At 63.4% G+C, this 25,220-nt stretch carries 27 protein-coding genes; 11 read left to right on the forward strand and 16 right to left on the reverse strand.

Annotation, left to right across the window (positions count from 1 at the left end):
- The first annotated feature begins 18 nt into the window (after positions 1 to 18).
- From LI72_RS08360 to LI72_RS08370, 3 genes are all read left to right on the forward strand, one after another.
- Complete coding sequence (locus tag LI72_RS08360) at positions 19 to 1,137, forward strand: sensor histidine kinase (protein WP_156139551.1); 1,119 nt, start codon at positions 19 to 21, stop codon at positions 1,135 to 1,137.
- Positions 1,138 to 1,162: 25 nt separating this feature from the next.
- On the forward strand, positions 1,163 to 1,888 hold the full coding sequence (locus LI72_RS08365) for a LytR/AlgR family response regulator transcription factor (protein WP_197051857.1): 726 nt from the start codon (positions 1,163 to 1,165) through the stop codon (positions 1,886 to 1,888).
- 399 nt (positions 1,889 to 2,287) lie between these two features.
- Positions 2,288 to 3,292, forward strand: coding sequence for an amidohydrolase family protein (locus LI72_RS08370; RefSeq protein ID WP_156139552.1), 1,005 nt, complete (start codon positions 2,288 to 2,290; stop codon positions 3,290 to 3,292).
- 83 nt (positions 3,293 to 3,375) lie between these two features.
- On the opposite strand, the gene LI72_RS08375 is transcribed toward LI72_RS08370, so the two are convergent.
- The 5 genes from LI72_RS08375 to rpmG all read right to left on the reverse strand — a co-directional run bounded on the left by LI72_RS08375 (position 3,376) and on the right by rpmG (position 6,993).
- The gene (locus tag LI72_RS08375; RefSeq protein WP_033925486.1) at positions 3,376 to 3,900 is read right to left on the reverse strand and encodes a L,D-transpeptidase family protein; all 525 of its coding nucleotides are present in this window, start codon (positions 3,898 to 3,900) and stop codon (positions 3,376 to 3,378) included.
- The gene (gene ribA / locus LI72_RS08380; protein WP_033925487.1) at positions 3,897 to 4,946 is read right to left on the reverse strand and encodes a GTP cyclohydrolase II; all 1,050 of its coding nucleotides are present in this window, start codon (positions 4,944 to 4,946) and stop codon (positions 3,897 to 3,899) included. Before ribA ends, LI72_RS08375 begins: the two co-directional genes overlap by 4 nt.
- A gap of 16 nt (positions 4,947 to 4,962) precedes the next feature.
- Positions 4,963 to 5,769, reverse strand: coding sequence for an exodeoxyribonuclease III (locus LI72_RS08385; RefSeq protein WP_033925488.1), 807 nt, complete (start codon positions 5,767 to 5,769; stop codon positions 4,963 to 4,965).
- Positions 5,770 to 6,055: 286 nt separating this feature from the next.
- Entirely contained in the window at positions 6,056 to 6,709 is a 654-nt protein-coding gene (locus LI72_RS08390) for a LolA family protein (RefSeq protein WP_052129667.1), read from the reverse strand.
- Between the two features lie 116 nt (positions 6,710 to 6,825).
- The gene (rpmG, locus tag LI72_RS08395) at positions 6,826 to 6,993 is read right to left on the reverse strand and encodes a 50S ribosomal protein L33 (protein WP_017669518.1); all 168 of its coding nucleotides are present in this window, start codon (positions 6,991 to 6,993) and stop codon (positions 6,826 to 6,828) included.
- A 272-nt stretch (positions 6,994 to 7,265) separates the two neighbouring features.
- Here rpmG and LI72_RS08400 point away from each other — a divergent pair, with 272 nt between their 5' ends.
- The 4 genes from LI72_RS08400 (at position 7,266) to LI72_RS08415 (ending at position 12,553) form a co-directional block, all read left to right on the forward strand.
- On the forward strand, positions 7,266 to 7,607 hold the full coding sequence (locus LI72_RS08400; protein WP_033925489.1) for a hypothetical protein: 342 nt from the start codon (positions 7,266 to 7,268) through the stop codon (positions 7,605 to 7,607).
- Positions 7,608 to 7,628: 21 nt separating this feature from the next.
- A complete protein-coding gene (locus tag LI72_RS08405) occupies positions 7,629 to 8,192 on the forward strand; it encodes a TMEM165/GDT1 family protein (RefSeq protein WP_033925490.1) in 564 nt (187 codons plus the stop codon).
- Positions 8,193 to 8,308: 116 nt separating this feature from the next.
- Positions 8,309 to 8,776 (forward strand): Dps family protein, encoded by a 468-nt coding sequence (locus LI72_RS08410; protein ID WP_033925491.1) that lies wholly within the window; start codon positions 8,309 to 8,311, stop codon positions 8,774 to 8,776.
- Between the two features lie 195 nt (positions 8,777 to 8,971).
- Positions 8,972 to 12,553, forward strand: a complete 3,582-nt coding sequence (locus tag LI72_RS08415; protein ID WP_033925492.1) for an autotransporter domain-containing protein — start codon at positions 8,972 to 8,974, stop codon at positions 12,551 to 12,553.
- A 402-nt stretch (positions 12,554 to 12,955) separates the two neighbouring features.
- Here the strand turns inward: LI72_RS08415 and LI72_RS20015 are convergent, their stop codons facing one another.
- The 7 genes from LI72_RS20015 to LI72_RS08445 form a co-directional block, all read right to left on the reverse strand.
- A complete protein-coding gene (locus LI72_RS20015) occupies positions 12,956 to 13,648 on the reverse strand; it encodes an SLATT domain-containing protein (protein WP_197051858.1) in 693 nt (230 codons plus the stop codon).
- Positions 13,649 to 13,930: 282 nt separating this feature from the next.
- Positions 13,931 to 14,551: a MarC family protein gene (locus tag LI72_RS08420; RefSeq protein ID WP_033925493.1), complete on the reverse strand. Its 621-nt coding sequence runs from the start codon at positions 14,549 to 14,551 to the stop codon at positions 13,931 to 13,933.
- Positions 14,548 to 15,315: a hypothetical protein gene (locus tag LI72_RS08425; protein ID WP_033925494.1), complete on the reverse strand. Its 768-nt coding sequence runs from the start codon at positions 15,313 to 15,315 to the stop codon at positions 14,548 to 14,550. Before LI72_RS08425 ends, LI72_RS08420 begins: the two co-directional genes overlap by 4 nt.
- Complete coding sequence (gene folD, locus LI72_RS08430; protein ID WP_033925495.1) at positions 15,315 to 16,217, reverse strand: bifunctional methylenetetrahydrofolate dehydrogenase/methenyltetrahydrofolate cyclohydrolase FolD; 903 nt, start codon at positions 16,215 to 16,217, stop codon at positions 15,315 to 15,317. The genes LI72_RS08425 and folD overlap by 1 nt, the downstream gene beginning before the upstream one ends.
- Before the next feature lie 60 nt (positions 16,218 to 16,277).
- A complete protein-coding gene (locus LI72_RS08435; RefSeq protein ID WP_033925496.1) occupies positions 16,278 to 16,568 on the reverse strand; it encodes a YggT family protein in 291 nt (96 codons plus the stop codon).
- A gap of 91 nt (positions 16,569 to 16,659) precedes the next feature.
- Entirely contained in the window at positions 16,660 to 17,571 is a 912-nt protein-coding gene (gene argB / locus LI72_RS08440) for an acetylglutamate kinase (RefSeq protein WP_033925497.1), read from the reverse strand.
- Complete coding sequence (locus LI72_RS08445) at positions 17,568 to 18,212, reverse strand: queuosine precursor transporter (RefSeq protein ID WP_033926188.1); 645 nt, start codon at positions 18,210 to 18,212, stop codon at positions 17,568 to 17,570. Before LI72_RS08445 ends, argB begins: the two co-directional genes overlap by 4 nt.
- Positions 18,213 to 18,295: 83 nt before the next feature.
- Here LI72_RS08445 and LI72_RS08450 point away from each other — a divergent pair, with 83 nt between their 5' ends.
- The 4 genes from LI72_RS08450 to LI72_RS08465 all read left to right on the forward strand — a co-directional run bounded on the left by LI72_RS08450 (position 18,296) and on the right by LI72_RS08465 (position 21,071).
- Positions 18,296 to 18,859: a pyridoxamine 5'-phosphate oxidase family protein gene (locus tag LI72_RS08450; protein WP_033925498.1), complete on the forward strand. Its 564-nt coding sequence runs from the start codon at positions 18,296 to 18,298 to the stop codon at positions 18,857 to 18,859.
- A 6-nt stretch (positions 18,860 to 18,865) separates the two neighbouring features.
- Positions 18,866 to 19,075 (forward strand): putative signal transducing protein, encoded by a 210-nt coding sequence (locus LI72_RS08455; RefSeq protein WP_033925499.1) that lies wholly within the window; start codon positions 18,866 to 18,868, stop codon positions 19,073 to 19,075.
- Between the two features lie 57 nt (positions 19,076 to 19,132).
- Positions 19,133 to 19,333 carry a zinc-finger domain-containing protein gene (locus LI72_RS08460; RefSeq protein ID WP_033925500.1) on the forward strand — a complete coding sequence of 67 codons (201 nt, stop codon included), beginning with the start codon at positions 19,133 to 19,135 and terminating at the stop codon, positions 19,331 to 19,333.
- Positions 19,334 to 19,664: 331 nt separating this feature from the next.
- Positions 19,665 to 21,071: a DEAD/DEAH box helicase gene (locus LI72_RS08465; protein WP_033925501.1), complete on the forward strand. Its 1,407-nt coding sequence runs from the start codon at positions 19,665 to 19,667 to the stop codon at positions 21,069 to 21,071.
- 52 nt (positions 21,072 to 21,123) lie between these two features.
- Here the strand turns inward: LI72_RS08465 and msrB are convergent, their stop codons facing one another.
- The 4 genes from msrB to LI72_RS08485 form a co-directional block, all read right to left on the reverse strand.
- On the reverse strand, positions 21,124 to 21,627 hold the full coding sequence (gene msrB, locus LI72_RS08470; protein WP_033925502.1) for a peptide-methionine (R)-S-oxide reductase MsrB: 504 nt from the start codon (positions 21,625 to 21,627) through the stop codon (positions 21,124 to 21,126).
- A gap of 77 nt (positions 21,628 to 21,704) precedes the next feature.
- A complete protein-coding gene (locus LI72_RS08475) occupies positions 21,705 to 22,949 on the reverse strand; it encodes a cytochrome P450 (protein ID WP_033925503.1) in 1,245 nt (414 codons plus the stop codon).
- 295 nt (positions 22,950 to 23,244) lie between these two features.
- Positions 23,245 to 24,717: an ammonium transporter gene (locus tag LI72_RS08480; RefSeq protein WP_033926189.1), complete on the reverse strand. Its 1,473-nt coding sequence runs from the start codon at positions 24,715 to 24,717 to the stop codon at positions 23,245 to 23,247.
- 15 nt (positions 24,718 to 24,732) lie between these two features.
- On the reverse strand, positions 24,733 to 25,071 hold the full coding sequence (locus tag LI72_RS08485; RefSeq protein WP_033925504.1) for a P-II family nitrogen regulator: 339 nt from the start codon (positions 25,069 to 25,071) through the stop codon (positions 24,733 to 24,735).
- Between the last annotated feature and the right edge of the window lie 149 nt (positions 25,072 to 25,220).

Raw genomic sequence — 25,220 nt, forward strand, 5'->3', positions numbered from 1 at the left:
CATCGCCGGTTAAGACGGATGGTGATGAAGATGCCCGTTATCCCGCATTCCCGGCCCCGCGTGGACCAGCAGGTTGCCCTGCTGTCGATCCTCGGCTTCTGGCTGTTCTACATGATCATCGTCACGCTGCGCGCGGCGGTGCTCGATTTTCCCGCGCAGGAAGAGCTGGTCATCCGCCGGGTCGCGGTGACGGTGTTCGGCGTGCTGGTCAATGTCGCGCTGTATCTCGTGCTGCGCTGGTTCGAGGACAAGCCGCTGACCCCCCGCATCATCGCCGCCTGCGTCGGCGCGGTTCCGGCCGCGCTCGCGATCTCGTCGTTCAACTATTTCGCGTTCAACATCTATGACCCGATGAGCGTGTTTCAGGACAACGAGCTGACCGAAAACATCGTCACACTCGATCCGCTGGCCAACGTGCTCGAATTCGCGATTTCGAGCTATTACTTCCTGATGTCCTGGGCGATGCTGTATCTGGCACTCAGCTATGCTAGCGAAGTGCGCTCGGCCGAAAGGCGCGCCGCGCGCTTTGCGCAGGCCGCGCAGCAGGCCGAACTGCGCAGCTTGCGCTATCAGGTCAATCCGCACTTCCTGTTCAACACGCTCAATTCGCTCTCGACTCTGGTGCTGCGCAACCGGCCCGACGAGGCCGAATCGATGATCATGAACCTGTCGACCTTCTACCGCACCAGCCTGACCGGCGATCCGCTCGACGATGTGCCGCTGGCCGACGAGGTGCAGCTGCAGCAGCTGTATCTGGCGATCGAGGCGGTGCGCTTTCCCGACCGGCTGAAGATCGAGATCGATGTGCCCGATGCGCTGATGGGGTGCTGCGTGCCCGGCCTGATCCTGCAGCCTCTGGTCGAGAATGCGATCAAATATGGCGTGGCGCGCGCCACCTGCCCGGTCACGATCCGCGTGGCCGCGCGCGAGGCCGATGGTGTGCTGCACCTGACGGTCAGCGACGATGGCGATGTCATCCCCAGCGATTCCGACAAGGGCAGCGGCATCGGTCTTGCCAATGTCCGCGACCGGCTGGATGCGCGCTATGGCAGCGCGGCACGGATCGAATGGCATGTTCCCTTTGAAGGAGGCTTTGTGGTCGAACTGACACTGCCGGCGGTGCGCCATGACTGTTGAGGCCGATACCGCGCCCCTCAGAACCATGATCGTCGATGATGAGCCGCTCGCGGTCGAGCGGCTGCAATTGCTGTGCGCTCGGCTGCCCCGGATCAGCCTGGTCGGCACCGCCAGCGATGGCGAATCGGCGCTGCGGCTGGCCGAGCAGTTGCGGCCCGAGCTCATCTTTCTCGACATCAACATGCCCCGGCTCGACGGCATGGGGGTCGCGCGCGCGCTGGGCAAGACCGAGCAATCGCCCGCTATCATCTTCGTCACCGCCTATCAGGCGTTTGCGGTCGAGGCGTTCGATCTGGCGGCGATCGATTATCTGCTCAAGCCCGTCGCCACCGACCGGCTGGAACGCGCGGTCGCGCGCGTGCTCGAACGGCGCAGCGCGGTGCTCGCCAATCCCGAGCCGGCCGAGCCCGCTCCCGGCGGCTGGGTTCGCGAATTCTGGGTGCCGCACCGCTCCGAACTCAAGCGCATCGACGCCGAGCTGATCGAACGCATCGATGCCGAGCGCGATTACATGCGGCTGCATGTCGGCACGCGCAGCTATCTGATGCACGAGACGATCAAGACGCTCGAGGAACGGCTCGACCCGGCGCGCTTCGTCCGCCTCCACCGCTCGCACATCGTGCGCAACGATTACATCACGAGCCTGCGCCACAATGGCGGCGGCGTGTGGTTCGCGTGCCTCGCCGATGGCAGCGAGTTGCGCGTGGGGCGGACGTATCTGGCGCGGGTCAAGGAAATGGCGGGGCGGTAGGGGGCGGGTCTCTCCCCTAAGGAGAGAGATGCGAAGGCGTGCCAGCAAAGCTGCCTAGCCGCAGCTGAGAGGGGCAGCTACCAGGTATTCCCCTCTGCCTTCGCCGCCTAGACGACGGGTCCTCCCCCTCTCCTTAGAGGGTGAGGGCAAGACGGCACAGCCTAACCATCCCCGTTCATCCCTGAAACAAGTTCAGGGCAGGCTCTGAGCCGCGGGCTTCAGCCCGCGAAGTCGAAGGACCCGTGCCAACGCTGGCCGTATAGCGAGGCCTTCGACAGGCTCAGGCTGAGCGGAGGGGGCAGCTATCGAATTGTGCCAGAAAAAACCTGTGGTTCTACAAGCGACCCCATTGCAGACATCTGCCTTGTGCTTCACTTAACCAGAAGGAGGGATCAGCAGATGACAGTCCTCTTGATGCTTGGTGCACTTGCGCTTCAAAGCGCCACCGCACCTCAGGCCCCGCCCATAATCGATATGCATATGCATGCATGGACGCTCGACGAGTTCGGGGGTGAAAGCGTGCCGGCATGCGTCGCAGCCCAGGGGGTCGAAATGGTCGGCGCAGATGCGGGCAAGCCATTCGATTTCACCGCCCAGGCGGAATGCAAAGCCATGGTGTATTCACCAGCGACCGATGCTGCCGTGCTGGCCGACACAATCGCCCAGATGCGGCGGTTAAACATAGTGGCCAGCGTGATCGCTGGCGATCGGGAAGTGGTCGCAGCGTGGCGCAAGGCCGAGCCGGCGCGTTTCATTCCAGCAGCCAACTTCTTTGTAGACGACAATCCGCCACCGCTTTCGCGTGTGGACGAACTCGAAGCCCGGGTCGCTAGGGGCGAAACCTTGGTGTTTGCTGAAGTCACTCCGCAGTATCGCGGGATGAGGCCGGACGATCCTTCGCTCGAGCCGTTCTGGGCTCTCGCAGAGAAGCTCGACGTGCCAGTCGGCATCCACATGGGCTACGGCGCCCCCGGGGGGCCCTATTGGGCCTACCCAAAATACCGCGCCGCGCTCGGCAATCCGTTGCTACTCGAAGACCTACTCGTCCGTCATCCAAAGATGCGGATTTACGTCATGCACGCAGGCATGCCGTTCACGGATGAGATGATCGCGCTGCTCTATAGTCACCCGCAAGTCTATGTTGATATCAGTGCCGACAACTGGGGCGTGGCGCGGGCGGAATTTCATCACCAGCTCAAGCGCCTGGTCGATGCAGGCTATGGTAAGCGGATCATGTTCGGAAGCGATCAGATGGTCTGGCCCCAGACGATCGAGGTGGCGATTGAGGCGATTGCCGAGGCTCCGTTCCTGAGCGAGAACCAGAAGCGTGACATCCTCTACAACAACGCTGCGAGATTTCTCCGCCTCACGCCGCAGGAGATTGACGCGCACCACGGTCGCTAAAGCAGATTCCCACCCAATGCCCATCATAAGCCGCGTACGGAAAACGCATCAGAAGCGGATATTCCAAACGCCGCTAGGGTCGCTCACCTGATCTCCAACACCATTCCTGGCCTGAGCACCGGCAGCAGCGTCTCCATTTCCGCGCGCGCGATCGCCACGCACCCTTCGGTGCTGCGCTCCGCCAAGGCCTTGGCCTCGTTCCACAAGTGGAAGAAAATCGCGCTGCCTGCGCCTGGCACTGGGGGGGCATCGTTGTGGCCGAGCACCAGCACCACGTCGTAGAGCATGTCCTCGCGCTGCAGCGTCTCGGCGCTGAACGGGTGAGGCAGGCGGACGGGGCGGTTGTAGGCGGGGTCGGCGGGGTCGTCGGACCAGCCGTCGTGCGCGCCCGTCCAGCGCCAGGGGAGCGCAAAGCCCGGCGGGGGGCTGCTACGGCCGGGGCGGAACAATGCAGCGCGGATCGGCCAGATCCCCCGTGGGGTGCAGCCATCGCCCTCGCGCTTGGCGTCAGCGGAGCAGGCGCCGCTGCGGCCGATGGTGCAGGGCACGGTCCAGTCGCCCAAAGTGACGGTTAGTGCCGCCGTATCGACGAACACTGTTTCGTTCATAATTGGTGGCCGGTGCGGTCGCGCTTGGTGACCAGATAGCGCGCGTTGTGCGGATTGGCCTCGATCTGCAGCGGCAGCCGCTCGGCAATCTCGACGCCGAGCTGAGTCAGCACCGCCTGCTTTTCGGGATTGTTGGTCATCAGCCGGATCGCGGGCACATGCAGCGCTTTCAGCATCTGCGCCGCCACCGCGAAATCGCGCGCGTCGGTCGGGAAGCCGAGGCGGTTGTTGGCATCGACGGTGTCATGCCCCTGGTCCTGCAGCTGATAGGCGCGCAGCTTGTTGATCAGGCCGATGCCGCGCCCTTCCTGGCGCAGATAGAGCAGGATTCCCCATTGCGCGTGCGCCATCGCGTGCAACGCGCCATTCAATTGCGGCCCGCAATCGCATTTCAGGCTGCCGAAGACGTCGCCGGTCAGGCATTCGCTGTGCAGTCGGACGACGGGAATGCTGGCATCGCGCGTGCCGACGATGAGCGCGACATGCTCGTGAAAATCGGCGTCGGATCGGAAGGCGACGATCTCGGCGCTTTCGCTGGCGCTCACCGGCAGCCGCGCGTGCGCCGCGATGCGCAGCTGCGTCGGATCGGCATAGGCGGCGACATCGGCCGGCGTCACGGTCGGCGCGTCGAAATCGGCCTCTGCCGCATCGAGCAGATGATAGGCGGGCAGCAGGCCTGCGAGCCGGGCGAGTTGCATTGCGGCTTCGGCGGCGTCGGGGGCAGGCAGAGGGAGGGCGGCGAACGGCCCTTTCATCGGCTGCGCCAGATCGAGCGAGGGGTCGGCAATCGCAACCGCTCGGGCGCTTTCGAGCGCGCCTGGCACCGCGATCAGCACCGGCGCATCGGGGCGAGCGGCCTCCTTCTGGTTGGCGAGCTTCAAGGTGATCGCGCGCGCAGCGGAGATCAGCAGCCGCCGATTGTGTCCGAGCGGTGCGCCGCCGGTTTCGACAGGGCGCAGGGCCAGCGTTCCGGCCTCGCCTGCAACGATGATATCCCAGCCCCGGGCCAGCGCATCGAGCGCCCGGGCCGCAGCACGCGCGTTCATGATGCGGCGGACCTCATCAGAACAGGAACTCGCTCATCAGCGGGGCATGGTCGGAAGGCTGCGGCCAGCCGCGGCACGGCTCGACCACGCGGTGGCTCTTCACCGTATCGACGATGTCGGGCGACACCCAGATATGGTCGAGCCTGCGGCCCTTGTCCGACACCGACCAGTCGCGCGCACGATAGCTCCACCAGGTGTAAAGCCGCTCGGGGGCGGGATAGAATTTGCGGCCGATATCCACCCAGTTGTGCGCTTCCTGCATCGCCTTGAGTCGCGCGATCTCGATCGGTGTATGGCTGACGGTGTTGATCAACTGCTTGTGGTTCCACACGTCCGATTCGAGCGGCGCGATGTTGAAATCGCCCAGGATGATGGTGCGCCCGCCAAGACCGCTCGACCACTGGGTCATACGCTCGAGAAAATCGAGCTTCTGGCCGAACTTGGGGCTGATGTCGCGGTCGGGAATCTCGCCGCCTGCGGGCACATAGACATTTTCAAGCCGCACGGTGCCGCCCAGCGGGCCGGTAATGCTGACGCCGATATGCCGCGCCTCGCCATTGGCCTGCCAGTCGAGCCGGGCGTCCTCGCTCAGCCGCACCTTGCTGATGATCGCCACGCCATGGTGCATCGGCTGGCCGTGCAGCTTCTGGAAATTGTATCCGAGCTGGCGGAACGGGCCCTCGGGAAAATCGCCGTCGATGACCTTGGTTTCCTGCAGGCACAGGATGTCGGGCTGCTCCTCGGCAAGGAACCTTTGCACCGATGCCAGCCGGAACCGGACCGAGTTGATATTCCACGAAGCGATTTTCAGAGGGGCAGCCATGGCAAGGCTCTAGCCAGCGATCCCGGCAAACCCAACCCCTAAACGTTGCGCCGGACGCAAAAAACCCTCGTCCCGGGGGCATTGGAACGAGGGTTCTTTTTTGCGTTCGTCACGCTTGGGTGAAGCCGGTGGTTCGATCAGGTAACAGGGGGAAACCTCATCGCCGTCTTCGAAAATCGTTCTAGCGGACCAACCCTGTCTGCCATGTGAACGGAATTGAGAACCTTTCGCATTTCGTCGATGGCGTGCGTCGTTTCGTCATCGCGAACGGGCACGACCGCACGGCTCAGCGGCGCGGGCCCTTGCCGCGCGGATCGGTCCAGGCGAAGGCGCTATCGGCCACCGCGCCATTATACTGCTGGCCCGACAGGCGGATGGTGGTGCGCTTGTTCTGCGAATCGAGCGCGACCCAGCCGACAAGGCTGAGGCCGCCGGGCGCAGAGGGCGTGCGCGTGAGGATCAGCGTGATCACGCCATATTCGGGCCGCTTGGGGTCGCGCACCTCGACGCTGACGACATTGGGGTCGCCGGTGGGCAAGATCTTGCCATAGCGCGTAAGGTCGCGATTGGGATCGAGCAAAGCGCCCAGCGGCGAATTGCGAATCGGCCAGCGCTGGACCTGGCGGACCTGATAGTCGATCATTGTCAGCGCGCGGCCGTCGCTGACGATCAGCAGCTGCGCATCCTTCTGATATTCGAACCGGATCTTGCCGGGCTGCTTGAGGGTCAGCGTGCCGGTGAGCGTCTGGCCGTTGCGATCGGTCTGGGTGAAGCTGGCGCGCAGCGACTGCATCGCCTTCAGATGGCGCGAGACCTGCGCGAGATCGCCGCCCGGCATGGCCTGCTGGCCGATCGCGGCGGAAGGCCAGGCGACGGGCGCAGCGGCGCACGCGCTGGCGATCAGCACGGCGACAAACGAACGGAAGGATTTTTTCAGCATCGGGTTCAGGCTTTCATTGGCGCAAGACTACGCTGAAACCCCTGACCGGAGACGATTGAACCGGCGCTGAATCACCGGTTCATCGCAATTCGCAATCTCTGGGCGAGGCCCAGGGATTACTTGATCTTGGCTTCCTTGAACTCGACGTGCTTGCGCGCGACGGGGTCGTACTTGCGGAAGCTCATCTTCTCGGTCGTGTTGCGCGGGTTCTTCTTGGTGACATAGAAGAAGCCGGTGCCTTCGGTGCTGACCAGGCGAATCTTGACAGTGGCTGGCTTGGCCATGACCTGTTCCTTTGGGTTAGATATTCGGGCTCGGCGCGGAGCGTTCCGCCCTGCACCGTAGAGAATCACAAACACAAAGAGCGGCACACGAGGCCGCCCTTCAAACGCGAGCGCGGCCCATGCCCCAAACCGGCCGGTCTTGTCAAGCGACCCATCGGCCATCCGCGGTTCTGGGCGCGGATGGACTCCACAAGCCGGCGGCAGGGTTGCCCAAAAATTAACCTGATCGTGCCAGAGTTGCGATGTCACCGGCCTCACGCAGGAGCGCATCCATGCAGACCCACTCGGCATCCGACCCGGCCCAGGACCGGTTGACGCTGGCAAGGCAGCAGCTGCGCATGCAGGCAGGGCATCTCCGCTCGCTGGCCCGCCGCGTTGCGCGCGACGACCTCAGGCGCGAGATCGGCAAGATGCGGCACATGGCAGAGGTCAACGCGCTGCCCTGCGTCAGCGACCTCGCTTATGGCCTCGAGCATCTGCTTGCGCACGGCTGGAGCCGGACGATGGCCGCGCAATATCTCGATGCGATGGACGAGGCGATCGCCAGCGACTGCGGCGATGGCGACATGCGCGCGGCGATGCTCGCCTCGATTGCGGTTCGCGGAGTGCGCTGACCTGCGCTATCGCCCCGGCTGATGGAAGCCTTTGTCACCACGTTGCTGCTGACCGCGATCGTCCAGACGGGCGACCGCGCCCAGCTGCTCGCGGCCGCACTCGGCCAGAGGTTCGATCGGCCCGCGCCATTGCTGCTGGCGGCGTTCGTCGCCTCCGGGGTGACCGCGGCAATCGGTGCGCTGGGCGGTCAGGTGGTGGGCGACTGGATCAGCGTCGATGCGCTGCGCCTCTTCTATGCGCTCTCGCTGCTGCTGGCAGGCCTGGGCATGCTCGCCTGGCGGCGGCCGGTGGATGTGCTGCAGGGCTGGCGGACGGGGCCGCTGCTCACCGGCCTGCTCGGCCTTCTCATCCTTCAGTTCGGCGACAAGGGCCAGTTCATCGTCGCCGCCACCGCGGCGCGCAATCACGACTGGGTCTGGCCGCTGCTGGGCGGCTGGGCCGGCACCTGGCTGGGTCTGGTGCCTGCCGTCATCTGGCAGGGGGATCTGGCGCGGTTGCCGTTGCGCGCGATCCGGATCGTGGCGGGCAGCGTGATCGCGCTGGTCGGCACGGCGCTGGCGCTCGCCGCCTACGGGCTGATCTGATCGCCGGAGCGGCAGCGCTGCAGGACCAATCGCGCCTTTCGCACAAATTGTCATGCCATTTGCACCAATCCAACCTATGTTAAGTCCATCAGATCAAACGAGACAGGAGATACGTCATGGGAAACAAGAAGGGCGATAATGCCGGCAAGGCACTGGCCGAAGCGATGAACGGCCTGCTGGCCGATGGCTTTGCGCTGTATCTCAAGACCAAGAATTTCCACTGGCACGTCGCAGGGCCGCACTTTCGCGAATATCACCTGCTGCTCGACGACCATGCGACGCAGATCCTGGCGATCACCGATGCGATTGCCGAACGGGTGCGCAAGAACGGCCATCGCACATTGACCTCGATCGGCGACATTGCGCGTCGTCAGTCGATTGCCGACAATGACAAGTCCGGCGTGTCGGCCGAGGCGATGCTCAAGGAGCTGCGCGATGACAATATCGCGTTCGTCGCCACGTTGCGCGCGGTGAAGGAACTCGCCGGTCAGGCGGGCGACAACGCCACCGACGGCATCGTCGATGACTGGACCGATCAGGCGCAGGAGCGCGCCTGGTTCCTCTCCGAGACGCTCGGCAAGTAATCCGCCCGGGTTAGATTGTGCCCATTTCCCCCGCTTTTGGGGGGGATGGGCATAGCCCGACGCCGTTTTTGTAACAAAATGTGTCAAAGCGGCAACAGGTCGCCACAATCGGAACCAATGCCCATCGGCCGCGTTGCGTTTCGCCCCGCTCGGGCTAATTTCCTCGATCAACAACGAGTTGAGCAGGGGATTTGCATGATCAGGAATAACAAGGGTCTTCACCGGGCGATCAGCGGCGGCGTCGCTGCGACTGCCGTGGCGGTGGCACTGGCATCGGCGCCGGCATCGGCGATCGTTCCCAACAACAACCAGACTCCGGCACAGATCGTCGACACCGCAGGCGGCGTCAACGGCGTCGGCATGTTCTTCCGCAACGACGGCTTCGTCTGCACCGGTACGCTGATCAATCCGCGCACCGTGCTGTTCGCCGCGCACTGCGTCAATGATCGTCGCCAGACCGATTACAGCAGCATCGATGGCACCGTTCCGGCTGCCTTCTCGTTCAACGTCGATGCGCGCCCCGGTTTCCAGAACTGGGCCGCCAACGCGTTCCGTTCGAACGCCGCGCTGAACGTGTTCAACATCAGCCAGATCCAGTATGATCCGCGCTCGCTGCTCAATCCGCAGGCGCTTGGCTTCCTCGAGGCCGACATCGCGCTGGCAACGCTCGATACGCCGGCCGCCCGCATCCCGACCTGGGCGCTGCTGTTCTCGCCGCTGCCCACCCCGACCGCGATCGATCCGGTCCGCGGCACCGGCTATCACGTCAACATCACCGGCTATGGCCGCTCGGGCAATGGCACACAGGGTGCCGTGACCGGCGTCGATTTCCGTCGTCGTGCGGCCGAAAACATGCTCGGCGCGCTGGCTTCGCTGGATGACCGCGACGAATTCCTGTTCGGTCCCGCAGCGCCGGGCGAGCCGCCGCTCGGCCAGAACCTGTACCAGCTCGACTTCGACGATCCGCGTCGCGGAACCGCTGGCGCCAACCAGTTCGACCTCAACATCCATCGCGACGATGCGCTGGCACGTGAAGGCACCACTGCAGGCGGTGACTCGGGTGGTCCACTGATCCTCGATGCCGCGAACAACACGCTGTCGACCAAGAACCTGCAGATCGGCGTCCTGTCGGGCGGCAGCCGCTTCTTCGGCCCGCAGGCCTTCAGCAGCTACGGCACCACCAGCTTCTACCAGCCGCTGTATCTCTATTGGGATTATATCGCGGCGACCAACCCCTATCGCTATGTCACCGCCGCTGCCGGCAACGGCAACTGGGAAGACGCCAGCCGCTGGGTGACGACGCTCGATCCCAACTACAACATCATCAACGCCGCCGGCCAGGTCGTGAACGGCATCCCCACCGGTCTCGGCCAGGGCATTGCCGGGGGTGACCCCGACTTCGGTCAGGTCTGCCTCCAGGGCCTCGGCCTCAACGAATGCCGTGACCTGGCGACGCGTCGCGACTTCGTGCCGCCTGCCCGCACCACCGATGGCGAATCGGTGGCCTCGGGCATCGGCCGCGCCGATCTCAACGCCACGCTCTCCGGCGGTGCTGAACAGGTTGCGCTCAATGGCGCGGTGACGACCGAAGCTGCTGCAGCCACCACCGTTGCCGCTCCGGCTGCGACCGCTGCGGTGGCCGCAACCGGTGCCGCCACCACCACGCTGACCCGCGCCGACATGATCAACTCGCTCAGCGTGGGCGACAATGCCGTGGCCGGTCTGCAGAACCAGCTGGCGACCGCTGATCTGGGCACTCCGCTCAGCCCCGCAGCCAGCGCCGATACCGTAGCAGCCCTGCAGAAGCTGGCCGAAGAGGCCCAGCGCAACGGCAGCGGCATCTTCCGCACCGGCCCGCTGCCCACCGCCACTCTCGCGAACGGCCTTCCGGGCGCGACGGGCTTCGTTCCGAACAACATCAATCCCAATAACCGCACCGGCGTTGCCGGCCGTTACTTCGATGTGACGCTGAGCGCAGCGGGCACCACGACGCTGTCGAGCACGGTCACCATCGACCGCCTGACGGTGGCCGGTAGCGCAGGGCTCAACATCGCAACAGCAGGCAACCTTGCCAGCCTGATCGATGTGACTCAAACGGGAGGCACTGTGAATGTCGCCGGACGTCTGCGGTCGGTCGGCGATTACACGCTGGCTGCTGGTCTGCTAACCGGTACCGGCACCATCCAGACACCGTTCCTGACCAGCATCATGGGTACCGTGGCTCCCGGCGGCACAGGTACCATCGGAACGCTGACCGTTGACGGCAGCGTCGTGCTGTCGTCGGCCACGCAGCTCCTGGTCGATGTCGGCAACGGCACGTCGGATCGCCTGGCGATCACCGGCGCGGCCAGCCTCGGCGGTCGCGTGATCGTCTCGCCGGTCACCGGCTACACGATCAAGAACGGCGACACCTATCGCATCGTCACCACCGGCGGCGCGATCACCGCTGGCTTCAACTCGGCCGCCCCGATCAGCGCCATCCTGACGCCGGTGCTCACCACCAGCGCCAATGCCGTCGACATGCGCATCACCGCCGGTCTGTACCGCAACGTGATCGCTTCGGGTCAGCCGGTGCAGTCGTCCTATGCCGGTATCCTCGACAGCAACCGTTCGGCTGCGGGCACCTATTCGGATGTCTACCTGCGCACCGACCTCATGTCGGCCGCACAGATCCAGGCGACCTTCGAATCGCTGGCACCGTTCACCGAATCGACTCGCCTGAATCTGGGCGAAGCGATGCTGTCGAGCACCTCGCGCTTCCACCGCACCCGCATGCAGTCGGCGCTGTCGGGTGACTTCGGCGGCACGATCGCGATGATCGGCCAGCCGCTCGGCATCGCCGCCACCGCCACCAGTGGCATGGCGCTGCCCGGCGCGATGGCTGCAGCTGCAGTTGCGCAGGACGGCCAGGACACGACCGTCACCGACACGACCTCGCTCGACAGCAGCTTCGCCCTGTACCTGGGCGGCGGCTATCTCAACGGCAAGTCGGCTCCGATGCCCACCGCGCTCACCACCGGCCGCGAAGAGAATTTCGACGGCTATTATGTGGTCGCCGGTCTGGAATACATGCCGCGTGACGGCGTGGTTCTGGGTATCTCGGGCAGCTATTCGGATGTCGATGCCCGTTCGGTTCGCGCCCAGGGCGTGACCGGTGAGCTGATCGAAGGCAGCCTCTATGGTGCGGTCACCACGCCGGGTGGCCTGATCGTCGATGGCCGCGTCAGCGCAGGTAGCTTCAAGGTCGATACCAACCGGACCGTCGGCATCGCCGCCGCCGTGTTCAACCTGGGCACCCGCGACGACAGCCTGTCGCTCACTGCGGAACTCGGCCTGTCGCGGCCGTTCGAGACCAAGAGCCTCGTCTTCACCCCGCGCGTTGCCGCCCAGTATCAGTACATCGGCTATGACGATGTGCGTGAAACCGGTGGCGGTCCGGCCCTGGATATCGATCGCAACAAGTTCGACAGCCTCCAGGTCCGCGTCGGTGCATCGGCCAGCGCCAAGAAGACCGCGGTCTTTCGGCCCTATATCTATGCCGATTATGTCTATGACGTGATGGAAGGCGATGCGTTCTTCGGTGCCAACCTTGCGGGCAGCACCACCGGCCGCTTCCCGTTTGCCTATCGTTCGGACGACCGGACCTGGGCAGAAGCGGGCGTGGGCCTGACGATCTCGCAGCCGACCTTCGACTTCACCGCGTCGATCGACACCACGGTGGGTCGCCAGGACTTCCAGGCACAGCAGTACTCGCTCTCGGCGCTGATCCGCTTCTAAGCGACCGCCGGGGCGCCAAGCCTAAAGAAAAGCCCGTCAGCCGAGAGGCTGGCGGGCTTTTTGCGTGAGTTGGTGGCTGACCCTAGCCAATGCTGAATGCAACACAGCGGTGGAGTGGGCGATAAATCCATAAAAGAGCCACGATTTCGCAGTGGATATTGCATAATGACTGGAGGTGAAGGTTTGAGACTCTGTGTCCGGAATTCGCTAGAAAGCATTTTGCAAAACCGGGAGTTCTTTAAGGATTGTTTCTAATGTCACCTTCATGACTGTTTTTGCGGCGCGATCAGCGAGATATTGAGCGCGTGGATAATGCAAAGCCTGAATACGTGGCTGACATGTTGTGCAATGGTATGATTGGGCAACCGCATTCAACGATCCGGCTAATTGAGGGCTTAACAATCATTCTAAGAAAAGAATAATAGGCAAAAACCAGAAGGCAATATACAGAATTTTCTTGTAACGTATCTCGAACCCAACGATTAAGAGATTAAATTTGCATGCCCACCATCCCAATTGTCTAGGATTGAGCGTTTCGATTTTCTTGGTGTAATCTCGATGAAAGTGATCTACGTCATCATGATTTATTGGCGTCCTTTCCAGTGAATCACTGTATTTTTGACTAAATTGTTCAAAAACATTCAGTAACTGATCCGCGTTCAATCCTGTAACAGCAGACGATGTGTACAATTGGTCGGCTAGTTCCCGCAGCTGGCGAGCGTTGTATTCAAGTTGATGTGCTCTCAAATAACTTTCGCCACTTTCTATCAAGCTAAAAACAACAATGAATACAGGAAGAATTACCCCAACGCCGGTAAATATTTCAATATCTATGTTAAGGTGGGTGGCGAGATCAGTTGCCAATATATAGGAAATTGTGATCGCCCAGAGAGATAGAAAAACTACTGTCAACTGAGCGATTTTATAGTCGGATCGTACCCGCCTTGCGGCATTAAACCTCACTGATGAGGTGTTTTTCATTCTGAGACGGAGGCTCTCTAGCTTAACAATAACCTCTTGAGTCGCATCGTCCACGAAAGCATCTTTCTCTGTTGCCTGGTTTCCGACAATAAATCTCAACTGGCTATCAGGCAATCGGGTTCTTAAAAGTTATCCTGCAAAGCGGTCATCCACACCTTTTATACGCAGCCAATCGGTCGTCGAGGCGGATAGGCAATGCCAGAGAAGCTTGTGATCGCGTTGGTCACTGGGGAAACGGAACCAGACTTCCGATTTGTAACTCTGGCGATGCGATGACACCCTAAAGTTCGATGCTAAGCATTGGGATAATTGCGAGCAGCCAATAGAAAGCAAGCGGCGCCTACCTAATGCCAAGCAAATGTGGAAAAGTAGCGCCCTGCACAATACGGAAGCGCCCTATTGAAAGCTCGCCCTCAAGCCATCGATCACGAACTGCGCCGCCAGCGCCGCCAACAGCACGCCGAGCAACCGGGTGATCACCGCCTCGGCCTTGGACCCGAGCAGCTTCATTAGCGGGCCCGCGGTGAGCAGCGCCAGCAACGTCAGCAGCAGTACCGCCAGCAACGCCGCGAGGATCGTCAGCGCGCGGTCGAGGCCGCTGTTCTGCGAGACCAGCAGCATCACCGACGCAATCGAGCCGGGGCCGGCGATCATCGGCATCGCCATCGGGAAGATCGAGACATCCTCGATCTCGGGCGTCTCGATCACCTTCTGCGCGCGCTGTTCGCGGCGTTCGGTGCGCTTTTCGAACACCATGTCGAGCGCGATCAGGAACAGCATGATGCCGCCGGCGATGCGGAAGCTGTTGAGTTCGATATGCAGCGAGGACAGCAAGGCCTCACCGAACAGCGCGAACACCAGCAGGATTCCGCCCGCCACCACCACCGCGCGAATGGCCATGCTGCGCCGTTGCTGGGCATTGGCATCGGTGGTCATGCTGGCATAGATCGGCGCGCAGCCGGGCGGGTCGATTACCACGAACAGGGTGATGAAGGCCGAGACAAACAGTTCGATCATGTCGCACCTGCCGGAACATCATCGCGCACCACGGTGTCGAAGCTGCTGCCGTTCCACAGCTCAATCGTGATCGTGCGGCTGCCATCGGCGCGGACATCCCAGCGCCACACCATCGTGCCATCGGCCGAAGCGCGCGCGCCCTTCGCACTAGGTGCGACCGGATGGCTGCCCTTGGGCGCGGGGCCCATCGGAACATCGCCCAGCGCCGCCTTGGGGTTGCCGGTACACACCGCGGTGCGCGAGGAAATCATCTCGTCGCCCGCACGCGGGGCAGACAGCATGGCGCCATGGTCGAGCACCCATTTCCAGTCGGTCTTCTTGGCGCGCGGCTTCTGCAGGTTCTGCCAGACGGTGGTGTAATAGCCGTTCGCGCCGCCCGGGAACTGCGAAGCGCCCGTCGAGGCTCCGGTGCGGCCATCGCACGCCATGAACAGCTTTTGCGGCTGCCATTTGACCGCCTGCGCCGGATCGGCGCGGCTCTTGAGCCAGCTCTGCGCGAGCACCGGCTGGTCGACGAACATCAGTGCATCGGCCGCAGCGGTCTCGCGAAACGCGGTCCACTGCCCCTTGTCCTGCGCCAGACGCGCAAAGGCGATCTCGGCGACCAGCACCGCGCTCGAATTGGCATAGGACTGGCCTGCCGGGCGCGGCGGAAATCCGCTGAGGTCGCGGCCCGGCGGCGGGCCGGGCTGGGCGAGCAGGGCACCGGGCTGCGTGACCAGCGCCGCCATCATCAGGGCCAGGCTGACCTGGCGTGCCTGCATCACAGACCCACCGGTGCACTCGGCCCCGCGCGGCGATGCGCGGCGACCAAAGTGTTGCGTAGCAGGCAGGCGATGGTCATCGGCCCGACGCCACCGGGGACCGGGGTGATGGCTCCCGCCACCTCGGCGCACTCGTCATAGGCGCAATCGCCGACCAGCCTGGTCTTGCCCTCTTCAGCGCCGGGGACGCGGTTGATGCCGACATCGATCACGGTTGCGCCCGGCTTGATCCAGTCACCGCGCACCATCTCGGGCCGGCCCACGGCGGCAACAACGATATCGGCGAGGCGGACGATGGCGGGCAGGTCCTTCGTGCGGCTGTGCGCGATCGTCACGGTGCAGCTCTGTTGCAGTAGCAGCTGCGCCATCGGCTTGCCGACGATGTTCGACCGGCCGATCACGACAGCGTGCAGGCCGGAGAGGTCGCCCAGCGCGTCCTGCAGCAGCATCAGCGAACCCAGCGGGGTGCAGGGCACCAGAGCCTCGCCGCCCACCGCGAGAAGGCCTGCATTGACGACATGAAAGCCATCGACATCCTTGGCCGGATCGATCGCCGCGAGCACCGCCTGGTCATCCATATGGCCGGGCAGCGGCAGCTGGACCAGAATGCCGTCGACCGCGTCATCGGCGTTGAGCGTCGCGACCAGATCCAGCAGCGCCTGCTGCGGCGTGTCCGCGGGCAGCCGATGCTCGAAGCTCATCATTCCGGCTTCCACCGTCGCCTTGTGCTTGGACCGGACATAGACCTGGCTGGCGGGGTCTTCGCCCACCAGCACCACGGCAAGGCCGGGCGCACGGCCTGTCGCCTGCACAAAGTCGGGAACGAGCGCGGCTAGGCGGCCACGCAAACCGGCCGCGAAGGCCTTTCCATCGATGGTTCTGGCTGGGATCCGAGCTGTCATGCCCGCCGCTCTAACGTCAAATGCGCGTCAATGCCACAGCAGAGCGCGCATTTCAGGTCGTCAGGCGAACTGCACCCATAGGCGCGGGATGATCGAGCGCTGGATGATCATGATCAGCAGCAGCACCACCATCGGCGCCAGATCGATCATGCCCAGATCAGGCATGATCTTGCGCACCGGGCGGAACAGCGGCTCGGTGATCCGGTTGAGCGATTCGACCATCTGGCGGACCAGATCGTTCTGCATGCTGACGACATTGAATGCGACCAGCCAGGACAGGACGATCTGGATGATGATGAACCAGGTCACCACCGTCAGCAATATGTCCAGGATTTCGAGAACGATCTGCATAAGTCTCTCAATATGGCGTTGACCGCTATCTAGGGCGATCCAGGGTGTATTACAAGACTAAAACGGCTCGAAGCCATCAGCCCTTGATGCGTCAGGCGCGGATCAGCGTTCCTGCCCCGCGCGAGGTAAAGATTTCGAGCAGCATGGCATGCGGCACCCGGCCATCGAGCACGACGGCAGCATCGACGCCCTTCTCGACCGCATGGACGCAGGTCTCGAGCTTGGGGATCATGCCGCCGCTGATCGTGCCATCGGCGCGGAGCGCGGCGATGTCCGCCGGCGTGAGGTCGGAGAGCAGCTTCTTCGCCTTGTCGAGCACGCCTGCCACATCGGTCAGCAGGAACAGCCGCGATGCGCCCAGAGCGGCTGCCACCGCACCCGCCATGGTATCGGCGTTGATATTGTAGGTCTGGCCATCCGCGCCGACGCCGATCGGCGAGACGACGGGGATCATGCCCGCATCCGAAATGGTCTTGAGCACGGTGCAATCGATCGATTCGGGCTCGCCGACAAAGCCCAGGTCGATCGCGCGTTCGATGTTGCTGTCGGGGTCGCGCACCGTGCGCTCGACCTTGCTGGCGCGGACGAAGCCCGCGTCCTTGCCGCTGATGCCGATCGCCTTGCCGCCGGCAGCGGCGATCCAGGTGACCAACTCCTTGTTGATCGCACCCAGCACCATTTCGGCGACGTTGGCGGTCTCGCTGTCGGTGACGCGTAGCCCGTCGATGAATTCGGACTGGACGCCAAGACGCTTGAGCATCGCGCCGATCTGGGGACCGCCGCCGTGGACGACGACGGGGTTGATGCCCACCGCCTTCAGCAGCACGATATCCTCGGCAAAATCGCGCGCCAGCTCGGGGTCGCCCATCGCATGGCCGCCATATTTGACGACGAAGCTCTTGCCCGCATAGCGCTGCATGAAGGGCAGCGCCTCGGTAAGGGTCTCTGCCTTGGCGAGCAGCGCGGGGTCGTGGATGTGTTCAGAAGATATTTTGGCACTCATGCGTCGAGCCTTTTGCCCAGACGGACGAAGAACACAATCAGGAACGGCACCAGGGCCACCGACAGCGCGACCTTGGCCACCATCTGCCCGACCAGCAGCTGGCCGATCGGAAACACGCCGTAAAAGGCGATGGTGACGAAAATCAGGGTGTCGACGATCTGCGAGAGCGCAGAGGCGATCACCCCGCGCACCGCCAGCAGGCGGCCGGGCATGTTCTGCAGCTTGGAGAAGATATAGACGTTGAGGAACTGCGAGACGCCATAGGCGCACACGCCCGCGGCCCAGATGCGCCCGGTCGCGCCCAGGATCAGCTGGATCGCCTCAGCATTTTCCGGTGCCATGTCGGGCGAGGCGGGCAGTGCGAAAACGATCCACGACAGCGCCATCGCGAACAGCAGCGGCACGAAGCCGAACTTGACCAGGCTGTTGGCGGTGTCACGCCCATGCAGTTCGGCGATCGCGCTGGAGACCACGACCAGCAGCAGAAAGGCGAAGATGCCAGCCTCCACCGCCAGCGGGCCGATCGAGACCTGCTTGTTGCCGAGCACGCCGGCGAGGCACACCATGCCGCCATAAAAGACGGACATCACATAAAGCGAGCGGGGAATGCCGGGAATGCCGGGCGCAGGGCTGGTCGTCATGGCCATCGCGGTAACGGCTTTTTGCGGCGGGGGGAAGGGGGGTATCTCTTGCGCGAACTGCCCCGTTCCCGCACTATGGCGCCATGTCGGAATTCACCACCAGCCTCACCGAAAAGCACCGCGCGTTCATCGCGCGCCAGCCCGTCTTCTTCGTCGCCACCGCGGCGGCAGACGCACGCATCAACCTCAGCCCCAAGGGCTATGATGCGTTTCGCGTGCTGGGCGACAACCGCGTCGCCTATCTGGACCTCGGCGGATCGGGCAACGAGACGCATGCGCATCTGGTTGCCGATGGCCGCATCACGATCATGTTCTGCGCGTTCGAGAACCCCGCGCTGATCCTGCGAATCTACGGGCACGGCCGTCCTGTGCTACCGCAGGATGCGGACTGGGAGAGCCTTGCGGCGCCGTTCGAGATGCTGCCGGGGACGCGGCAGATCTTCGACATCACGGTCGACACCGTGCAGACCAGCTGCGGCTGGGGCGTGCCGGTGATGCAGTTCGACCGCGAGCGCGAGACGCTGAAAAAGGCGCACCGGCAGAGCGAACCCGAGGCCTGGCTGGCCCGCGCTGCCGGGCGCACGCATTCGATCGACGGCCTGCCGACCACGCCGACCACGCGCTATTTCACCGATGCGGAGCGCTGAGCGCGGATGAGCCTGAAAACGATTGCCGAATATGCGGACCGGATCGAGGCCGAGATGGCGCGGCTGACGCTGGGTGCCGAAGGCATCGAGGCGCATATCTTCGATGGCGGCATGGCGGGGCTTGGCCTGGGGTTCATGACCCCGGCGCGGCTGATGGTGATCCCCGAGGATGCAGCGCGGGCACGCAGCGTGCTCGAAAAACTGGGCGATGCCTGATCGCGGGCCGCAAAGCCCGATTGCGCAGCCGCGGCAGTTTTGATAATCGGCTGAGCCATGATCACGCCTCCTGAAACCGTCCGTACCCATGCCCCCCGCGTCGCCTGCGATGGCGCCAGCGAGATTCGCGGTGGTGCAGCGCTCGGTCATCCGCGCGTCTGGCTGCAGATCGACGAAAAGGGCTATGTCGAATGCGGCTATTGTGACCGCCGCTTCGTGCTCATCGGTGGCCCGGCAGACGTGCAGGAAGCCGCCTGATTCCAGGCCTTGCCGGCGCCTGCCAGCGAATCTCCTTGCATTTGCAAGGCATCGCGGCCATATGCCGCTCCAAGCAGCGCGCCTCGGCACGGGAATCCTTCCCAATGCCCCTTATGAACCGGCAGCGTGAACATCGTTCTGGCCTAGCCCATCCGGGCGGCTGACACGAAGGGCCGGGTCCTGAAACCCCGCTGCTTGCATTCCAAACATCCCAATTCACGCGGGGCGTTTTCCTGAAGCATCCGGACACGATCCGGGCGCTTCTGAACCCCGCAATGCGCGCGCCGCCCAGATTGGGCCGTGTCGCGCGTTGCTCTGTAAAGAGTATATTATGTCTTATTTTCATGAACTTGGCCTTGCCGAACCGATTCTGCGCGCGCTCGATTCCAAGGGTTACGACACCCCGACGCCGATCCAGAAGGATGCCATCCCCGCTTTGATGCAGGGCCGCGATCTTCTGGGCATTGCGCAGACCGGCACCGGCAAGACCGCAGCCTTCTCGCTGCCTTCGCTGCATCACCTCGCCAAGGAAGCCAAGGGCCGCACCCACAAGGGCTGCCGGATGCTGATCCTTTCGCCGACCCGCGAGCTGGCCGCCCAGATTGCCGAGAACATCCGCGTTTATGCGCGCTATCTCAACCTGTCGGTCAACTGCATCTTCGGCGGCGTGCCGATCAACCAGCAGAAGCGCAAGCTGCAGGCGGGCACCGACGTGCTCGTCGCAACCCCGGGTCGTCTGCTCGACCTCATTGAACAGCGCGCGCTGACGCTCGAGAATGTCGAGATCTTCGTGCTCGACGAAGCCGACCAGATGATGGACCTCGGCTTTATCGTGCCCTTGAAGCGCATCGCATCGATGCTGCCCAAGCAGCGCCAGAGCCTGTTCTTCTCCGCCACCATGCCCAAGGCGATTGCCGAGCTGGGCGCGCGGTTCCTGAACAACCCGGTTCGCGTGGAAGTCGCGCCGCAGTCGACCACGGCTGAACGCGTCGAACAGTATGTGACCTTTGTCAGCCAGGGCGAAAAGCAGGCGCTGCTCACCCTGAAGCTGCAGGAAATCCGCCCCGAACGCACGCTCGTCTTCACCCGCACCAAGCATGGCGCGGACAAGGTGGTGCGCGCGCTGGCGGGTGCAGGCATCCGGTCGGCCGCGATCCATGGCAACAAGAGCCAGGGCCAGCGCACCGCAGCGCTGCAGGCGTTCAAGGATGGCGACATCAAGGTGCTGATCGCGACCGATATCGCCGCGCGCGGCATCGACATCAACGGTGTCAGCCATGTGTTCAACTATGATCTGCCCAATGTGCCCGAACAGTATGTCCACCGCATCGGGCGCACCGCGCGCAACGGCGCGGATGGCATCGCGATCGCGTTCGTCAGCAATGACGAGCGTCCGCTGCTCAAGGACATCGAGAAGCTGACCAAGGTCAAGCCGGTCCCGATGCCTTTGCCCAAGGGCTTTACCGAAGCTGCAGCCCAGCTTCCCCCGCCGGTCAAGGCGCCCGCGAATTCGGGCGGCGGTCGCGGTGGTGAACGCAGCGGCGGCGAGCGCGGCGGCCCCGGTGGTCGCAACTACGGCCCCAAGCGTGACGGTGATCGTCGTCGCTCGGGCGGTGGTGGTCGTCCCGGCGGCGGCGGCGGTCGTTCGGGCGGCGGCGGTCGTCCCGGTGGCGGTGGCGGTGGTGCCCGCACCGGCGGCGTCGGCGCACACAAGGACAGCGTCAAGCGCGTCGGCTGATCTGAAAGCTTCAAATCCTCCCCGAGACAAGCTCGGGGAGGATTTTTTTGTTTTACGCCTTGCCCGGCCAGAACAGCATCGCGTCGCCGTTCATGCAATAGCGCAGGCCCGTGGGCTCGGGACCATCCTCGAAGACATGGCCCAGATGCCCGCCGCAGCGCCTGCAGTGCACTTCGGTGCGGGCATAGCCCAGCAGCCGGTCGGTGCTGGTGCCGACCGCCTTGGGCAGCGGCGCATAGAAGCTCGGCCAGCCGGTACCGCTGTTGAACTTGGTCTTCGAAGAGAACAGCGGCAGCTGACAGCCGGCGCAGATGAAGGTGCCGGCGCGCTTTTCCTTGTCGAGCGGGCTGGTGAAAGGGCGTTCGGTCCCCTCCTGCCGCAGCACATAATATTGATCGGGCGTCAGCTGCTTCTTCCAGGCAGCATCGGTCTTGGTGATCTCGAACTTGCCCTTGGCGCGCGCGCTGGCGCCGCCGAAGGAGAAGTTCGCCAGACCCAGGGCGCCCAGCCCCGCAATGCCCAGCAGGCCATTGTGCAGAAAATTGCGTCTATCCATAGTCCGTTCCTGTGTCATCGTCCCGGCCTGTACGACCGGAAGGATGCCACAGTTACGCAACGGCCGCCATGGCGGCTTCAATATTTGCTCAACGACACCTGCATCGAGCGATAGCCGTGGACGAAGCAGGCGCGCACGCGCACCGGCTCTTCCAGCACATTCACCCGCATCCGGCGCTTGGCCATTTCCTCGAGCAGGATCGCGATCTGCAACTCGGCGAGGCGCGCGCCGACGCAGCGGTGGATGCCATAGCCAAAGGCGAGGTGGCGGCGGGCGTTCTCGCGGTCGACGATGATCTTGTCGGCATCCTCGAACACGCTCTCGTCGCGATTGCCCGAGATGTACCACAAAGCGAGCTTGTCGCCCTTCTTGATCTGCTTGCCGAACAGATCGTAATCTTCCAGCGCGGTGCGGCGCATATGCGCCAGCGGGGTCTGCCAGCGGATGATTTCCTGCACCGCATTGGGGATCAGCTCGGGATTCTGCTCCAGCTTCTCGCGCTGGTCGGGGAACTGCTGCAGGCCATAAGCCAGGCCCGACATCGAGTTACGGGTGGTATCGTTGCCGCCGACGATCAGCAGGATCAGGTTGCCCATGAACTCGAGCTCGTCCATCTCGGCCATCGCGTCCGAATGGATCATCATCGAGATGAGATCGGGGGTCGGCTCGGCGTCGATCTTGGCATCCCACAGTTTCTTGAAATAGGCACCCATCTCATAGAGGTGCCGCAAGCGTTCGGCGCGCATCTCCTCGCTGTGCACCAGCTCGATATCGCCGGCCCAGTCCGACCATTCGGTCAGCTTGCGCCGGTCTTCCCAGGGGAAGTCGAACAGGATGGCGAGCATCTGCGTGGTCAGCTCGATCGAGACCGTGTCGACCCAGTCGAACGGCTGGTCCCAGGGCAGGGTGTCGAGCAGTTCGGCGGTGCGCCTGCGGATATCGTCCGACATCCGCTTGATTTCGGTGGGGGTGAAAGCGGGCGCGACGGTGCGGCGCTGGCCGGTGTGCTTGGGCCGGTCCATCGCGATGAACATCGGCATCACCAGCTCGGTGGCGTCGTTGTCGTCCATGCGGTCGGCCAATGTGATGCCGCCATGCTCGTAGGAGGACGAGAAGATCTCGGGCAGCGCTTCCACGTGCTGGATCGCCTTGTGGCTGGTCACGTTCCAGAAATTGCCGAACGCGCCATTTTCGGTCCAGTGGATGGGGTCGTGCGCGCGCATCTCGGCAAATGGCGCCTGCCAGTTGTCATCGACGTACCAGCCAGAGCTGCTCATGTCGTAGTTCAGGCTGGCGCCGGGTTCTTTCAAAACGGTGGCCATGGCTCTCTCCTTGATGCTCGTCTGCGATCCGGGTGCGAGGGCCCGGGGGTGCCGCCTGTTGCAGCGGTCTATGCATGCGATGGTCTCACCTTACTGACAGTTTTGTCAATACAGTTTCGATGTGAAACCGAAATGCCGGACGAGGCGCTTTGGGAAGGCAGGCTTTGTGCGGACGACAGACACAAAAAATGGCCGGGATGTTGCCACCCCGGCCTTGAGTTGTCAGTTCGCAGGAGGAACCTCTGGAGGTCTGTGGTGGGGCTAGCGGTTCCCGCCACAGGCCAAACTTGAAAACTCAGTAATTGTAAGCCCGTTCGCCATGCTCCGAGATATCGAGGCCAGCCTGTTCGACCTCTTCGGTCGGGCGAAGGCCGATGGTGAACTTGAGGGCATAGAAGAGGACGGCCGAGACCACGCCGGACCACACCACGGTGAGCGCCACCGCCTTGATCTGGGTGATGACCTGGGCGGCCATGTCGTATTCGCCGACAGCAGCGGGGAACACGGTGTAGTCGAAGAAGCCCTGTCCGCCGAGTGCGGGATCGGCGACGATGCCGGTGCCGATCGCGCCGACGATGCCGCCGATGCAGTGGACGCCGAACACATCGAGCGAGTCGTCATAACCCAGCTTGTTCTTCACCGTGGTGACGAAGAAGAAGCAGACGATCGAGGCGGCAAAGCCGAGCAGGATCGAGGTCATCGGAGCGGCCAGACCCGAAGCCGGGGTGATCGCGACCAGGCCAGCGACGGCCCCGGTGGCGGCACCCAGCAGCGAGGGCTTCTTGTGGACGATCTGTTCGATCACGGCCCAGGCGACGGTGGCAGCGGCGGTGGCGACGAAGGTGTTGATGAAGGCCACTGCGGTCACGCCATTGGCTTCGAGGTTGGAGCCGGCGTTGAAGCCGAACCAGCCCACCCACAGCAGCGAAGCGCCGATCATGGTCATCACCAGCGAGTGCGGCGGCATGTTTTCGGTCTTGTAGCCGAGGCGCTTGCCGATCACGAGGCAGCCGACGAGGCCAGCGATGCCAGCGTTGATATGAACCACGGTGCCGCCTGCGAAGTCGAGCGCGCCCATGCCCCACAGGAAGCCGGTGTCGGTCGGTGCGTCAGGCAGGAAGTCCGGGCCCGCCCAGTACCACACCATGTGCGCGACCGGGAAATAGCACAGGGTCAGCCACAGCACGGTGAAGATGATCAGCGGCGTGAACTTGATGCGCTCTGCGAACGCGCCGACGATCAGCGCCGGCGTGATGCAGGCAAAGGTCATCTGGAAGATCACGAACGCGAGTTCGGGAATGTAGACATTGTTCGAGAAGGTCGCGGCAAAGGTGGTGCCATCGACGCCCGCGAGGAACGCCTTGGACATGCCGCCGATGAACGGCGAGCCGCTGGTGAACGCGAGGCTGTAGCCCCAGGACACCCAGACCAGCGAGGCCACCGAAACGATGGTCAGCACCTGCATCAGCACCGACAGCATGTTCTTGCTGCGGACGAGGCCGCCATAGAACAGCGCGAGGCCGGGGATCGACATCATCAGCACCAGCACCGAGGAGATCAGCATCCAGGTGGTGTCGCCCTTGTCGACCATGCCGGCCATCTGTTCGACGGTCGGCGCCTTGATCGGGCCTTCGGCAACAGCTTCCACCACTTCTTCGGCAACTTCAGCAACAGCCGGAGCGGTCTCCGCTGCCCAGGCCTGTGCCGATACGAAAATCGAAAGCGCGGTCGTCCCGACGGCAGCGCCAATCTTGTGCAAAGGTTTCATCATTCCCCTTTCCCCTTACAGTGCCGTGTCGCCGGTTTCGCCGGTGCGGATGCGCGTGGCAGCCGCCAGGTCGAAAACGAAGATCTTGCCGTCACCGATGGAATCCGTGTTTGCGGCGGCCTGGATGGTTTCCACCACCTGGGCTGCGATATCGTCGCTGACCGCGATCTCCAGCTTGAGCTTGGGGACCATGTTGGTGGTGTATTCGGCGCCGCGATAAATCTCGGTCTGGCCCTTCTGGCGACCAAAGCCCTTCACCTCGGTCACGGTCATGCCCGCGACCCCCATGCTGGTGAGAGCTTCGCGCACCTCGTCCAGCCGGAACGGTTTGATGATGGCAATGATGAATTTCATTACGCCCCCTTTGGTTATTTTATTGCGAGGCTGTGCCCCGTCACCGCAGGAAAGCTACGCAAACCACGTGCCAAATGCGCAGAAGCCGTGAATCCTAATGAATCGTGAATTCGCCTGGCGCGCCAGAGTTCAAAATTTGTGCAGTTGCG

This window comes from Sphingomonas sp. 35-24ZXX (genome assembly GCF_000786215.1).
Taxonomy (GTDB): Bacteria; Pseudomonadota; Alphaproteobacteria; order Sphingomonadales; family Sphingomonadaceae; genus Blastomonas.